11 protein-coding genes are annotated in these 14,116 nt (G+C 73.3%); 5 read left to right on the plus strand and 6 right to left on the minus strand.

Features of this window, described 5'->3' with window-relative positions; translation table 11 throughout:
* Positions 1 to 47: 47 nt before the first annotated feature.
* Positions 48 to 1,211, plus strand: coding sequence for an exonuclease SbcCD subunit D (locus tag D1369_RS35030; RefSeq protein ID WP_007380487.1), 1,164 nt, complete (start codon positions 48 to 50; stop codon positions 1,209 to 1,211).
* Positions 1,208 to 4,201 carry an SMC family ATPase gene (locus tag D1369_RS35035; RefSeq protein ID WP_118082815.1) on the plus strand — a complete coding sequence of 998 codons (2,994 nt, stop codon included), beginning with the start codon at positions 1,208 to 1,210 and terminating at the stop codon, positions 4,199 to 4,201. Before D1369_RS35030 ends, D1369_RS35035 begins: the two co-directional genes overlap by 4 nt.
* A 2-nt stretch (positions 4,202 to 4,203) precedes the next feature.
* Here the strand turns inward: D1369_RS35035 and D1369_RS35040 are convergent, their stop codons facing one another.
* Positions 4,204 to 4,650 (minus strand): Lrp/AsnC family transcriptional regulator, encoded by a 447-nt coding sequence (locus D1369_RS35040; protein WP_007380485.1) that lies wholly within the window; start codon positions 4,648 to 4,650, stop codon positions 4,204 to 4,206.
* A 94-nt stretch (positions 4,651 to 4,744) separates the two neighbouring features.
* On the opposite strand from D1369_RS35040, the gene D1369_RS35045 reads away from it, so the two are divergent.
* Positions 4,745 to 5,230 carry a rhodanese-like domain-containing protein gene (locus D1369_RS35045; RefSeq protein WP_037899204.1) on the plus strand — a complete coding sequence of 162 codons (486 nt, stop codon included), beginning with the start codon at positions 4,745 to 4,747 and terminating at the stop codon, positions 5,228 to 5,230.
* A gap of 71 nt (positions 5,231 to 5,301) precedes the next feature.
* Entirely contained in the window at positions 5,302 to 5,817 is a 516-nt protein-coding gene (locus tag D1369_RS35050; RefSeq protein WP_007380483.1) for an immunity 21 family protein, read from the plus strand.
* 95 nt (positions 5,818 to 5,912) lie between these two features.
* Here D1369_RS35050 and D1369_RS35055 read toward each other — a convergent pair whose 3' ends face one another.
* Together D1369_RS35055 and D1369_RS35060 are read right to left on the minus strand one after the other, a co-directional pair.
* Positions 5,913 to 7,604: a DUF885 domain-containing protein gene (locus D1369_RS35055; RefSeq protein WP_007380482.1), complete on the minus strand. Its 1,692-nt coding sequence runs from the start codon at positions 7,602 to 7,604 to the stop codon at positions 5,913 to 5,915.
* Positions 7,605 to 7,637: 33 nt separating this feature from the next.
* Positions 7,638 to 8,132, minus strand: a complete 495-nt coding sequence (locus D1369_RS35060; protein WP_007380481.1) for an Lrp/AsnC family transcriptional regulator — start codon at positions 8,130 to 8,132, stop codon at positions 7,638 to 7,640.
* Between the two features lie 60 nt (positions 8,133 to 8,192).
* Between D1369_RS35060 and D1369_RS35065 the strand changes: the two genes are divergently transcribed.
* Positions 8,193 to 9,377: a PLP-dependent transferase gene (locus D1369_RS35065; protein ID WP_037903104.1), complete on the plus strand. Its 1,185-nt coding sequence runs from the start codon at positions 8,193 to 8,195 to the stop codon at positions 9,375 to 9,377.
* Here the strand turns inward: D1369_RS35065 and D1369_RS35070 are convergent.
* The 3 genes from D1369_RS35070 to D1369_RS35080 all read right to left on the minus strand — a co-directional run bounded on the left by D1369_RS35070 (position 9,355) and on the right by D1369_RS35080 (position 14,113).
* Entirely contained in the window at positions 9,355 to 10,734 is a 1,380-nt protein-coding gene (locus D1369_RS35070; RefSeq protein ID WP_037899202.1) for a GNAT family N-acetyltransferase, read from the minus strand. The two genes, D1369_RS35065 and D1369_RS35070, sit on opposite strands and share 23 nt — an antisense overlap.
* A 204-nt stretch (positions 10,735 to 10,938) precedes the next feature.
* Positions 10,939 to 12,525, minus strand: a complete 1,587-nt coding sequence (locus tag D1369_RS35075) for an alkaline phosphatase D family protein (protein WP_007380478.1) — start codon at positions 12,523 to 12,525, stop codon at positions 10,939 to 10,941.
* Positions 12,526 to 12,658: 133 nt separating this feature from the next.
* Positions 12,659 to 14,113 carry a PLP-dependent aminotransferase family protein gene (locus D1369_RS35080; protein WP_118082816.1) on the minus strand — a complete coding sequence of 485 codons (1,455 nt, stop codon included), beginning with the start codon at positions 14,111 to 14,113 and terminating at the stop codon, positions 12,659 to 12,661.
* Positions 14,114 to 14,116 lie beyond the last annotated feature (3 nt).

Below are 14,116 nucleotides of genomic sequence, written 5' to 3' on the forward strand. Positions count from 1 at the left end.
GGAGTAACCGCCCGTGGTGTCAGACCTGGCCGTTAGGGTCGGGGATCATGAGACTGCTGCACACGTCCGACTGGCATCTCGGCCGCGCGTTCCACCGGGTCAGCATGCTCGGGGCCCAGGCCGAGTTCATCGGTCACCTCGTCACCACCGTGCGGGAGCACGCGGTGGACGCGGTGGTCGTGTCGGGAGACGTGTACGACCGTGCGGTGCCGCCGCTCGCCGCGGTCGAGCTGTTCGACGACGCCCTGCACCGGCTCGCCGACCTCGGCGTGCCGACGGTGATGATCTCCGGGAACCACGACTCCGCCCGCCGCCTGGGCGTCGGCGCGGGACTGATCGGGCGGGCCGGCATCCATCTGCGGACCGAGCCGGCGGCGTGCGGGACTCCCGTGGTGCTCTCCGACGCCCATGGGGACGTGGCGTTCTACGGCCTGCCCTATCTGGAACCCGCTCTGGTGAAGGACGAGTTCGGGGTGCGGAAGGCCGGCCACGAGGCCGTGCTCGCCGCCGCCATGGACCGGGTCCGCGCCGACCTCGCGACGCGCGCGCCGGGGACGCGGTCCGTCGTTCTCGCCCATGCCTTCGTCACCGGTGGCGAGGCCAGCGACAGCGAGCGGGACATCACCGTGGGGGGAGTGGCCGCCGTGCCCGCCGGTGTCTTCGACGGGGTCGACTACGCGGCCCTCGGGCATCTGCACGGCAGCCAGACCATCACCGAGCGGGTGCGTTACTCCGGCTCCCCGCTGCCGTACTCCTTCTCGGAGAGCGACCACCGCAAGAGCATGTGGCTGGTCGACCTGGACGCCGGCGGCGCGGTCACCGCCGAGCGCGTCGACTGCCCGGTGCCACGGGCGCTGGCCCGGATCCGCGGGACCCTGGAACAACTCCTCGCCGATCCGCGGCTCGTGCCGCAGGAGGAGGCCTGGGTCGAGGCGACCCTCACCGACCCGGTCCGCCCCGCCGAACCCATGGCCCGCCTCTGCGAGCGGTTCCCGCACACGCTCAGCCTCGTCTTCGATCCCGAGCGGGCGCCGGACGACCCCGACGTGTCCTACGCCCGGCGGCTGGCGGGGCGCGGTGACCAGGAGATCGCCGAGGACTTCGTGGCCCATGTGCGCGGCGCCGGGCCCGACGAGCGCGAACAGGCCGTGCTGCGGGACGCGTTCGACGCCGTGCGCGCGGACGAGGCCGTGCGGGAGGTGGCGCGGTGAGGCTGCACCGGCTGGACATCACCGCCTTCGGACCGTTCGGCGGCACCCAGAGGGTCGACTTCGACGAGCTGTCGGCGGCCGGACTGTTCCTGCTGCACGGTCCGACGGGCGCCGGCAAGACCTCCGTGCTCGACGCCGTCTGCTACGCCTTGTACGGCTCGGCACCGGGGTCCCGGCAGAGCGGCCAGGGGACGGCACTGCGCAGCGATCACGCCGCCCCGAGCACCCGCACGGAGATCCGTCTCGAACTGACCGTCGCGGGACGCCGGTTGGAGATCACCCGGCAACCTCCCTGGGAGCGCCCGAAGAAGCGCGGTAGCGGTACGACGCTCGACAAGGCGCAGAGCTGGCTGCGCGAGTACGACGGCGCCGCCGGGGCCTGGAAGGACCTGAGCCGGTCCCACCAGGAGATCGGTGAGGAGATCACCCAGCTGCTCGGCATGAGCCGCGAGCAGTTCTGCCAGGTCGTGCTGTTGCCCCAGGGCGACTTCGCGCGCTTCCTGCGGGCCGACGCCGAGGCACGCGGCAAGCTGCTGGGACGGCTCTTCGACACCCACCGGTTCGCCGAGGTCGAGAAGCGGCTGGCCGAGCGACGCCGCGCGGCCGAGACGCAGGTGCGCGAGGGCGACGCGGCCCTGCTCGCCGACGCGCACCGCATGCAGCAGGCGGCCGGCGACGCCATGGAGCTGCCCCGGCTGACGCCCGGTGAGCCTGGCCTTGCCGAGGCCGTCCTGAGCGCGGCCGCCGTCGCCCGCAGCACCGCCCGCGAACAGCTGACGATCGCCCACTGCGGGCTCGGTGCCGCCGAGTCCGCCCAGGCCGCCGCCGAGCGCGCCCTGGCCGACGTGCGCGAAGTCGACCGGCTGCAACGCCGGTTCGCCCAGGCGCGTGAGCGGGCCGTGCTGCTGGAGGAGCGGGCCGACGGCTACCACCAGGCGCAGGCCCGGATGGAGCGGGCCCGCAAGGCGGAGGCGGTGGCGCCCGCACTGGAACTGCGGGAGGCGGCCGAGGCCGAGCACCGGCGGGCCGCCGAAGCCGAAACACGCGCGCGTGGGCTGCTGCCGGTGACCTTCGTGGACGCGGGCGCCGCCGGACTCGCGGCCGCCGCACGCCGGGCGGCCGAGGAGCTGGGCGGCCTGGACTCGGCCCGGCGCGCCGAGCAGCGGCTCGCCGAACTCGTACGCGAGCGCGCCGTGCTGGACAGCGAGGAGCGGTCCGACGAGGACGTCCTCCACGAGGCCGAGACCTGGCTCGCCGGGTGGGAGGAGGCCCGCGCGGGGCTCCAGCAGGCCGTCGAGTCGGCCCAGGAGGCGGCCACCCGCGCCGAACAGCTGGCCGTGCAGCGCGAGCCCGCCCGCAAGCGGCTCGCCGCCGCTCGTCAGCGCGACCAGTTCGCCCGGGACACCGACGACGCCCAGCAGCAGGTCATCGAGCTGACGGACCGCGCCCAGAAGGCCCGCGCAAAGTGGCTGGAGGTCAAGGAACAGCGGCTGAACGGCATCGCCGCCGAGCTGGCCGCACAGCTCACCGGCGGCGAGCCCTGCGCGGTCTGCGGCGCCACCGAGCACCCCGCCCCCGCCCGCAAGGACGCCGGGCACGTCGACCGGGAGACCGAGGAGCGCGCGCTCGCCGCCTCGCAGCACGCCGACGAACGGCGGACCGAGGCCGAGCGGCGCCTCGCCTTCGTCCAGCGGGCGCTGGCCGCAGCCCAGGGCGAGGCCGGCGACACCTCCACCGAGGAACTCGCCCTCCAGGCGGACGACTTGGAGCGCGAGTACGCAGAGGTCCGCACCCTCGCCTCGGCGCTGCACACCGCGACGGAACGGCTGCGGCAGGCCGAGCGGGAGCGCGAACAACGGCTGACGGCCCAGCAGGAGGCCGCCGTGCGCACCGCCACCCGCAGCGCCCGCCGGGACGCCCTGGACCGGGAACGAACCACTCTGGAAGCGGAGTTGGCCGAGGCGCGCGGTGCCGCCGACAGTGTGGCCGCCCGCGCCGTCCAGCTGGAACGACAGGCCGCGCTGCTCACCGACGCCGCCGACACCGTGCGCGTCGCCGAGGACACCGCCCAGCGGCTCAAGGACGCCGACGCCCGGCTCGCAGACGCCGCCTTCCGGGCCGGCTTCGACACCCCGCAGGCCGCGGCCGCCGCCCTCCTCGACGACCAGGCCCACCGTGATCTCCAGCACCGGCTGGACGCGTGGCAGGCCGAGGAGGCCGCCGTACGGGCCGTTCTCGCCGAGACCGACACCGCCGAGGCGGCCCAGCGGCCGCCCGCCGACGTCCTCGCGGCCGAGCGGGCCGCCGCCGACGCGGGCCGCCGGGTCCGCGAGGCCGCCTCCGCTCGCGACGCGGCGGCCCGGCGCTGTGCCGAACTCGACCGGCTCTCGGCCCGCTCGGCCGCCGGCCTTGGACGGCTGGCGCCGCTGCGCGAGGAGTACGACCGGGTGGCCCGGCTGTCCGCGCTGGCCGCGGGCACCTCGGCGGACAACGAGCGCAAGATGCGGCTGGAGTCCTATGTGCTCGCGGCCCGCCTGGAGCAGGTGGCGGCCGCCGCGACCGTGCGCCTGCAACGCATGTCGTCCGGCCGCTACACCCTCGTCCACTCCGACGACCGCACCGGCCGCGGCCGCAGCGGGCTCGGACTGCACGTCGTCGACGCCTGGACCGGACGGGAGCGGGACACGGCCACCCTCTCGGGCGGCGAGACCTTCTTCGCCTCGCTCGCGCTGGCGCTCGGCCTCGCGGACGTCGTCACCGACGAGGCGGGCGGGGTCCGGCTCGACACGCTCTTCATCGACGAGGGCTTCGGCAGCCTCGACGAGCAGACCCTGGACGAGGTCCTCGACGTCCTGGACTCACTGCGCGAACGCGACCGCAGCGTGGGCATCGTGAGCCATGTCGCCGATCTGCGCCGCCGTGTCCACGCGCAACTGGAGGTCGTGAAGGGGCGCTCGGGCTCGGTGCTGAGACAGCGCGGCGGAGGCTGAGGTCAGCGCCCCACGGGCCGCCGGGGCAGTGGGGAGGAGTAGACGACGCTCGTGGTCACCGAGCCCAGCGTGCCGATCCTGCCCGACACCTCCTCCAGGTGCCGCATCGAGCGGGCGGCGACCTTGATGACGAAGCAGTCGTCGCCGGTCACGTGGTGCGCCTCCAGGATCTCGGGCGTCACGGCGACCAGGTCGTGGAAGGGCTTGTAGTTGCCGTTGGGGTACCGGAGGCGGACGAACGCCAGGATCGGCAGGCCCAGCCGGTCGGGGTCCACGACGGCTGCGTACCCCTGGATGACACCCGCCTCCTCCAGGCGCCGCACCCGTTCGGTGACCGCGCTCGCGGACATCGAGACGGCACGGGCGAGCTCGGCGAAACTGGCCCGGCCCTCCCGTTGAAGGACATCGAGGATGCGCCAGTCGGTGGCGTCCGGGGAATACGCGGTCATGGCCGAGAAATAGCAGGGGAATCCCCGGCCGGGCAACACCGGTGCCGTGGAATCCCCCTTCAGGTCGGTGATCACCGCCCGTAGATTTCTGGCCATGACGACAACCGACTCGCTCACCTCGAACCCCGTCCTGCGCGTCGCCCCCGCCGCCCCGGCCGAGGCCGCCGCCTACTTCCGGGCCAGCCTGGTCTTCCACGCCGACGTCTCCGACGTCGCCGCCGCGCTCGCCGCCGACGGCGACCCCGGCTTCGTGGTCCTCGACTCCCGCTCCACCGCCGCCTGGGACCAGGGGCACATCCCGGGCGCGGTCCATCTGCCCACCGCCCTCATCGCCGAGCAGGCCGAACAGCTCCTCGACCGGGCCGTGCCCGTGGTGACGTACTGCTGGGGCCCCGGCTGCAACGGCGCCACCCGCGCCGCACTCGCCCTCGCCGAACTCGGCTACCAGGTCAAGGAGATGCTCGGCGGCTTCGAGTACTGGGTGCGCGAGGGCTTCGCGTTCGAGACCTGGGAGGGCCGAGAGCGACGCCCCGCAGACGCGTTGACCGCGCCCGCCGACTCGGAGGACTGCGGCTGCTGAGTCCCTGGGATTCCAGCGGGGTTCCTGTGCAGGTGCAACCTTGAGGTTCCCGTGCGTGTAGGTTCTGGCCCATGGTGCGATACGCGGAGCCGGGCGCGGTGGAGTGGGTGGAGTCGGGCGGCGGTCCGCTCATAGCGGTGCCGGAGACGGTGCTGACGTTCTGGGCGGGCGCCGACGGCGACGAGACGGCCTCCGACTACGACCGGGCCTGTGAAGTCGACGGCTGCGTGGGCCTGTTGCCGGTCGGCGACGCCGCGGCCCTGGTCCTCGGGGACGAGCCCGCCTCGACCTCCTATCTGCCCGACCACGACACCTTCGTACGGTGGTGCGCCGCCGACTCCGAGGACGAACTCCTCGCCGTGGTCCCCACCGCGCTCGCCGCGGCCGTCTGGGAGGACGAGGTGAGCTGGACGGTACCCGGTCCGGTCGTCCTCTTCGACGCGGCCTGGCCCGGCGACGACGCGGTCAACACCGACCACTTGAAGGTCTCGCTCACCCCCGGCCGGTACGCGGTCCGCGCCGCCGACGTGCGGCCCGGACCGGAGACCTGGCTGGGTCTCGTCCAGTTGCGCAGGCTCCCGGACTGAGGGGCCGTCCATCTGCGCGACGGTGGCGGCCGAACAGCTGCGGCCGGTGACCGACCTGGACCACGCGATCCGAGTCGGTCACCGGATCTCTGGCGTCAGAGCCGCGCCAGCTCGTCCACCAGGTCGTCCAGCCCCAGCGAACCCTGCGACAGCGCCGCCATGTGCCAGGCCTTGAGGTCGAAGGCGTCCCCGTGCCGCTCGCGGGCCTTCTCCCGGCCCAGCAGCCAGGCCCGCTCGCCCAGCTTGTAGCCGATCGCCTGGCCGGGGATCGTGAGGTAGCGGGTCAGCTCGCTCTCCACGAAGTCCGCCGGACGGCTGCTGTGCGCGCCGAAGAACTCCTGCGCCAGCTCGGGCGTCCAGCGCTCACCCGGGTGGAACGGCGAGTCCGCCGGGATCTCCAGCTCCAGGTGCATGCCGATGTCGACGATGACCCGGGTGGACCGCATCATCTGCGCGTCGAGATAGCCGAGCCGCTGCTCGGGGTCCGTGAGGAACCCCAGCTCGTCCATCAGCCGCTCCGCGTACAGCGCCCAGCCCTCGGCGTTGGCGCTCACCCCGCCCACCGAGGCCTGGTAGCGGGAGAGGTTCCCCGCCACATGCGTCCACTGCGCGAGCTGGAGGTGATGGCCGGGGACGCCCTCGTGGTACCAGGTCGAGACGAGGTCGTAGACCGGGAAACGGGTCTGGCCCATCGTCGGCAGCCAGGTGCGGCCGGGACGCGAGAAGTCCTCCGAGGGGGCCGTGTAGTACGGGGCCGCGGCGCCGCCGGGCGGGGCGATGCGGGACTCCACCTTCCGTACCCGCTCGGCGAGTTCGAAGTGGGTGCCGTCCAGCGCGTCGATCGCCTGGTCCATCAGGCCCTGGAGCCAGTCGCGGACCTCGTCGACGCCCTCGATGTGCTTGCCGTGCTCGTCGAGGTGGGCGAGCGCCACCCACGGCGTCTCGGCGCCGGGCAGGATCTTCTCGGCCTCCTGCTTCATCTCGCCCAGCAGGCGGTGGTACTCGGACCAGCCGTACGCGTACGCCTCGTCCAGGTCGAGGTCCGTGCCGTTGAAGTAGCGGGCCCAGCGGGCGTACCGCTCCCGGCCCACGGTGTTCGGGGCGCCCTCGATCGCCGGCGTGTACACGTCCCGCATCCAGTCGCGCAGCTCCACCACGGAGGCGGTCGCGGTGCGGGCGGCCTCGTCCAGCTCGGCACGCAGCGCGTCAGGGCCCGCCGAGACGAAGTCCTCGAACCAGCCGCGGCCGTTGCCGTCGGTGTCCGCCCACTCGGTGAGCTGCTCGACGAAGGTGGCGGTCGGGCGCGGTGCCGCGTACAGCTTGCGCTCCAGACCGAGTTCGAGGGACTGGCGATAACCAGCGTACGCGGTGGGCACGGCCCGCAGCCGCTCGGCGATCGCCGCCCAGTCCTCCTCCGTCTCGGTCGGCGTGACGGTGAAGATCTCACGGATCTCGTGCGCGGGCGTGGCCATGTTGCCGACCGCGCGCAGGCCCTCGTCGGCCTCGTGCACGGCGAGTTCGGCCGTCAGGCGTTCGCGCAGCAGCCGGCCGCACCGGCGCTCGATGTCGCTGTCCGCGCCGGGCCGGCCCTCGGCTTCGTCGAGCTTCGCGAGCGTGGCCCGCCGGAGCTCCGCGAGCGCCTCCTGGCCCGCCGGTGATGTGTCGGGCAGCCTGCTCGAACTCTCTTTCACACCCAGGTAGGTACCGGTGATCGGGTCGAGGGCGATGAGTTCGTCGACGTAGGTGTCGGCGACCTGACGGGGCAGCGGGCTCTGAGTCTCAGACATGCGGTCCATCCTCATACGGAGACCTGGTGGGAGTCACCCCGATTCCGCTGTCGGCGTGGCAGGCGGAAGGAGCGGCCCGCACTCCCACTGCTGGAAGATCAGCCGCGTCTCCACCCGGGCCACCTCGGGCCGGGAGGTGAACCCGTCCAGCACCAGCCGCTGCAGATCCGCCATGTCGGCCACGGCCACATGCACCAGGTAGTCGTCGGGACCGGTCAGGTGGAAGACGGTCCGCGACTCCGGCAGCGCCCGGATCCGCTCCACGAACGGCCCCACCAGTTCCCGTCGATGCGGCCTGACCTGCACCGACAGCAGTGCCTCCAGGCCCCGGCCCAGCTTGGCCGGATCCAGCCGCAGCTGATGCCCGAGGATGACGCCCGAGCGGCGCAGCCGGGTCACCCGGTCCAGGCAGGTCGACGGGGCGACCCCCACCTGGGCGGCGAGATCGCGGTAGGTGGTCCGGGCGTCGTTCTGCAACAGCCGCAGCAGCTGCAGGTCCACCGGGTCCAGTACGACAGATTCGGCCATCGGCCGAACGTAGCACGGGCTTCGTCCCGTAACCGCCGTTCGGTGTTCACCCTGGCGGTCATGGACTCAGCGCGCACCGCCACCGCCTCCCGTACGCCGCTCAGAGCACTGGCCACCGAGGCCGTCCACGCCGGCCGCGACGACCTCGCCCGCCAGGGACTGCACGCCCCGCCCATCGACCTGTCGACGACCTACCCGTCCTACGACAGCCGTGGTGAGGCCGCCCGCATCGACGCCTTCGCCGCGACCGGCGCCGAGCCGCAGGGCCCGCCGGTGTACGGACGCCTCGGCAACCCGACCGTCGCCCGCTTCGAGACGGCCCTGGCCCGCCTGGAGAACACCGAGGCCGCGGTCGCCTTCGCCAGCGGCATGGCCGCACTGACGGCCGTCCTCCTCGTACGGGCCTCCCTTGGCCTGCGCCACGTCGTCGCCGTACGCCCCCTGTACGGCTGCAGCGACCACCTCCTGACCGCCGGGCTGCTCGGCACGGAGGTCACCTGGACCGACCCGGCGGGAGTCGCCGACGCCCTGCGCCCGGACACCGGCCTGGTCCTGGTCGAGTCCCCGGCCAATCCCACCCTCGCCGAAATCGATCTGCGGGCCCTGGCCCACTCCTGCGGCTCCGTGCCCCTCCTCGCGGACAACACCTTCGCCACCCCGGTGCTCCAACGCCCCGCGGAGCAGGGTGCCCGCCTGGTACTGCACAGCGCCACCAAGTACCTCGGCGGCCACGGGGACGTGATGGCGGGGGTGGTGGCCTGCGACGAGGAGTTCGCCGGGCAGTTGCGGCAGGTCCGCTTCGCCACGGGCGGCGTCCTGCATCCCCTCGCCGGCTATCTCCTGCTGCGCGGCCTGTCGACCCTCCCGGTCCGCGTCCGCGCCGCCTCCACGACCGCCGCGGAACTCGCCGGCCGCCTGGCCGCCGATCCCCGGGTCGCCCGGGTCCACTACCCGCGCATCGGCGGCGCGATGGTCGCCTTCGAGGTCGAGGGCGACCCGCACGCGGTGATCGACCGGGTCCGCCTGATCACCCCGGCGGTGAGCCTGGGCAGCGTGGACACCCTCATCCAGCACCCGGCGTCGATCAGCCACCGCATCGTGCCCGCGGACGACCGCCGGGGCGCCGGAGTGAGCGACCGGCTGCTGCGCCTGTCGGTGGGCCTGGAGGACGTGGAGGACCTGTGGGCGGATCTGGACACCGCCCTCCAGGAGACCTCGGTCGTTACGGCGCCTCGGTCCTCGTGACTCCCACGGCGCGCTCCGGCTCCGGCTGCGGAGCGATGCGCGCGGTGATCACCAGGGTTCCCTCCTCGATCTGATAGTCGAGGGGGAGCCCCAGCCCCCGCATCGCGGCGACCATCCCGGTGTTGGACGACTGCGTCACGGCGTACACGCTCGCGCACCCGGCCTCGGCGGCCAGGGCCACCAGCCGCTCCAGCAGCTCGCCCCCGATGCCGCGGCGCTGCCACGCGTCCTCCACGAGGAGCGCCACCTCGGTCTCGTCCCCGTCCCACAGCAGATGCCCGAGCCCGACGATCCGGCCCGAAGCGGACCGCACGGCCAGGGTCTGCCCGAACCGCGGACTGAGCAGATGGTTCAGATAGCGGTCGGCGTCACCGACCGGCCCGTGGTACCGCAGGCCCAACGTCCGCGCCGAGCACCGCTCGTGCATCGCCACCGCGGCCTCCAGGTCCCCGGTGTCGGCCCGGCGCACGGTGATGTCGTGGCCCTCCGGCAGCGTCAGGACGTCCTGGCTGCGCGGCACCCGCGGACCGAGCCGGGCGTCCAGTTCGACCAGCGCCCGGGCGCGGGCGAACTCCGTCGGCGTGAACGGCAGATACGGCCGCTCCACGGTGATCACGCCGCCTTCGGGCGCCCGCAACCGCATCACGGTGTCCTCCAGGGCTCCTTCCACGGGCACTCCCTCCGGTCCTCGACCGCCTCCCACCGGAACGGCCGGCAGGGACCGGATCGTGCACCGGCCCAGCAACTGACGTAGTGCGAGCGGCAGTTCCGCCGCGTCCAGCGCGGTGCGGGTGGCGAGGCCCAGCACCCGGGTCGGGGCGTCCACCAGGTCGTGCGTGTCGGCCCGCTCGATCCAGGTGTCGGTGCCGCCGGCCCGCGCGACGGCCCGGGTGATCTCGGAGCCCTCCAGCGCGCCGGGGGCACGCAGCAGGAACTCGTCGACGGTGCCCGTGGCCAGCGGGTGGGTCTGCAGGCTGAGGATGTCGATGCGCTGCTCGGCGAGGACCGTGCACAGGGCGGCCAGCGAGCCCGGTGCGTCCTTCACCGTGGTGCGCATCCGCCACAGCGTGCTCTCCGCGGCCTCGGGGTCCGTGGTCCCCGACGGCTGGTCGCAGGGCCCGGCCCGCTCGCCCTCGGGCAGCGGCCGGGCGCCGGTATCGCCCGTCGGGGGCGCGTGGCCGTGGCGCCGTGCCCACCAGGTGTGGAATCCCGCCGTGGCGGCAAGCGCCACCGCCGAGATCACCAGCAGCGCGCTGCCGTCGGGGCCGTGTCCGATCAGGTTCGCCACGGTGTCGGCCACCGCGACGGCCGTGAACAGGGCGGCGAGTTCGATCACGTCGCGCCGCCAGTGGTGCACGGGGCGACCGTCTTTCGCACGGGTCACATCAGACATGTCTCGAGTCATGCAGCCACTGTGGAGGAACGGTGTTGCGTGATCACGAACGCATTGTGACTGGGCGGTAAAGTGTGGGTCCGTACGCTTTGTGCCCTTTTCAACCGTTCATGGGGCGCGCACCGGGGGATGACGCCGGTGCGCGCCCCGCTGTAGAGCCTACGGGAGTTACTGGCCCACCCGGCCCGGCTGGAGCACCTGGGTGAACAGCACCGTGCCGTCCTGCTCGCGCAGACGCACCGTCAGCTCGCCGCTGTGGCCGTCGATGTCGACCTCGCCGAAGAACTGGTAGCCGCCCGCGGGCGAGACGTTCGCGGCGGTCGGCGCCTTCACGAACACCCGCTCCGGACCGAAGGTGCCGTCGAGCGCGCTGGCCGGGAAGGCACCCGCGTTCAGCGGACCCGACACGAACTCCCAGAACGGCTCGAAGTCGGTGAACGCGGCCCGCGACGGCTGGTAGTGCTGGGCCGAGGTGTGGTGGACGTCAGCCGTCAGCCACACCGTGCCGGTGATCCGCCGGTGCTTGACGTACCGCAGCAGTTCGGCGATCTGCAGCTCCCGTCCGAGCGAGGCGCCAGGGTCGCCCTGTGCCACCGCCTCGATGTTCGCCTTGCCCTCCGTGGTGTCGGGCACGACCAGGCCGAGCGGCATGTCGGAGGCGATCACCTTCCACACCGCCCGCGAGCGCGACAGCTCCCGCTTGAGCCACTCCAGCTGCTCCCGGCCGAGGATGCCCTGCGGGTCCACGGTCTGGTCGTCGGGCGAGTTGGCGTTGCGGTACGTCCGCATGTCCAGCACGAACACGTCGAGCAGCGGCCCCTGCCGCAGCACCCGGTACACCCGGCCGTCCCGCGCCCCCGGCCGCAGGGTGGAGACCGGGAAGTACTCGCTGAACGCGCGCCGCGCCCGGCCCGCGAGCACGTCGACGCTCTTCTCGGTGTAGCGGGTGTCGGAGTCCAGGATCTTCTGGCCCGGGTACCAGTTGTTGCGCACCTCGTGGTCGTCCCACTGGATGATCGACGGGACCTGGGCGTTGAAGGCTTTCAGGTGGTGGTCGAGCAGGTTGTAGCGGAAGTTGCCGCGGAACTCGGCCAGGGTCTCGGCGACCTTGGACTTCTCCTCCGTGGTGATGTTCCGCCAGGTGCTGCCGTCGGGCAGGGCGGCGGTCGCCGAGATCGGGCCGTCGGCGTAGATGTTGTCGCCGCTGCACAGGAAGAAGTCCGGGTCCAGCTTGGCCATCGCCTGGTAGATCGTGTAGCCGCCGAAGTCGGGGTTGATGCCCCAGCCCTGCCCTGCGAGGTCGCCGGACCACAGGAACCGCACCCCGTCACGGCGCTTGTGGGACACCGTGCGGAAGGTGCCGGCGACCGGCTCGCCGGTGCGGCGCGGATCGTCCGGGTCGGCCAGCAGGACGCGGTAGTGGATCTGCTCGCCCGAGGGCAGTCCGCGCAGCCGGGTCGTCCCCGTGAAGTCGGTGTCCGCGCCGAGCATCGGGCCGTGCCATCTGCGCGGGTTGCGGAACGACTCGGTCGCGGACGTCTCCACGATCATCCGGGCCGGACGGTCGGAACGCACCCACACCAGACCGGAGTCGCAGGTCACGTCTCCCGTCTGCACCCCCCAGCCCGCCCCGGGGCGTCCGGAGAGGGCGAAGGCCGGCGCGCCTGCGGAGACCGCGGGAAGCGTGAGGGCCGCCGACGCGGCCAGGGAGCCGCGCAGCACGCTGCGGCGGCCGGGGAACGGACGGTGGGACATGAATGCGCCTCCAGGGACGGGATCCGGCCAGTGTGTGATGCCACACCTACTGGGGCGCCGCAGCGCACACGGAAACCGCGGGTGAACAACCGGCCGCGGGAACAAGGGAACCCGTGTGCCCGAACAGCGCGGCTCAGCCGCGGGCGGCCTCGGCCATCAGCCGTACGCCCTCCCGGATCCGCGTCGGGGACAGGTGCGCGTATCCGAGGACCAGCCGCACACCCCGCTTCTCGTCGGGCTCGGCACGCGCGTGTGCGTAGTCCGTCAGCGGACGGACGGTCACACCCGCCGCGGCGAGGCGCGGGAGGACCTTCTCCTGGGGGCCGTACCGACGCGGCAGTTCGGCGATGACATGCAGCCCGGCGGCGATCCCGGAGACCTCCGTGCCGGGCAGGTGCTCGTCCAGGGCGAAGACCAGCGCGTCGCGCCGCTCCCGGTAGGCGCGCTGGCAGCGGCGCAGTTGGCGGTCGTAGTCTCCGCGCTCCACGAAACGGGCGAACAGCGCCTGGTCGATCGTGGGATGGCCGAGGTCCATGGTCCGCTTGCGCTCGATCACCTCGTCGGCCAGCGTCTGCGGCACGAGCAGCCAGCCGAGCCGCAGTCCGGGGGCGAGGGACTTGCTGGCCGATCCCGCGTAGGCCACGCGGTCCGGGTCGAGTCCCTGGAGCGCCCCCACGGGAGCCCGGTCGTAGCGGAAGTCGCCGTCGTAGTCGTCCTCCAGGACGAAGCCGTCGACGGAACGCGCCCAGTCGAGCAGTTCCGCGCGCCGCCGCGCCGAGTAGGCGATACCGGTGGGGAACTGGTGGGAGGGCGTCGCGACCACGGCCCGCACGCCCGCGTCGCGCAGACGGCGGACGGAGATCCCGTCCTCGTCCAGCGGCACGGGAACGGTGGTGACACCCGCCGCCGTGTACAGGGCGTCGTGCTGTGGGCTTCCGGGGTGTTCCACGCCGACCGTCGGCAACCCGCGTGCGTGGAGCGCGAATCCGAGCAGCGTGGTCGCCTGTGCCACGCCGGAGACGACCACGATCCGCTCCGGATCGGCGACCACGCCCCTGCGGCGCGTCAGCAGTTCGGCCAGGGCGGCACGCAGCCGGGGCAGTCCGCGCGGGTCGGGATAGCCGAGGTCCTGGTGCGGCAGCTCCGACAGCACGCCCCGGTGCGCGGTGGCCCAGGCGGCGCGGGGGAACAACGACAGGTCGGGCGTGCCCGCGACGAAGTCCGCGCGGGTGCCCGGCGTGCGCGGGGCCAGGTCACGCGCGCGTGGCCGGGCGGCCCGCACGGCTCCGCCGACCCAGGTACCGGCTCCCCGGCCGCTGCGCAGATAGCCCTCCGCCGTCAGCTGCTCGTACGCCTCGGTGACCAGCCCGCGCGACACACCGAGGTCGGTGGCCAGGTCCCGGCTCGACGGCAGCCGGGTTCCCGGCACGAGCCGCCCGGACCTGACCGCCTCTCGCAGGGCCGCCTGAAGGGTGCGGCCACGCGTGCGTGCCGGAGCGGAGACGGCGGGCAGCAGCAGTTCCCAGGCGGCCGACCCGACGGGGTCGTCGGGCGGCCGTCGCTCCGGATTGGTCCCCGATGACGTCATGGC

This window comes from Streptomyces sp. CC0208 (genome assembly GCF_003443735.1).
In the GTDB taxonomy this organism is placed as follows: Bacteria; Actinomycetota; Actinomycetes; order Streptomycetales; family Streptomycetaceae; genus Streptomyces; species Streptomyces sviceus.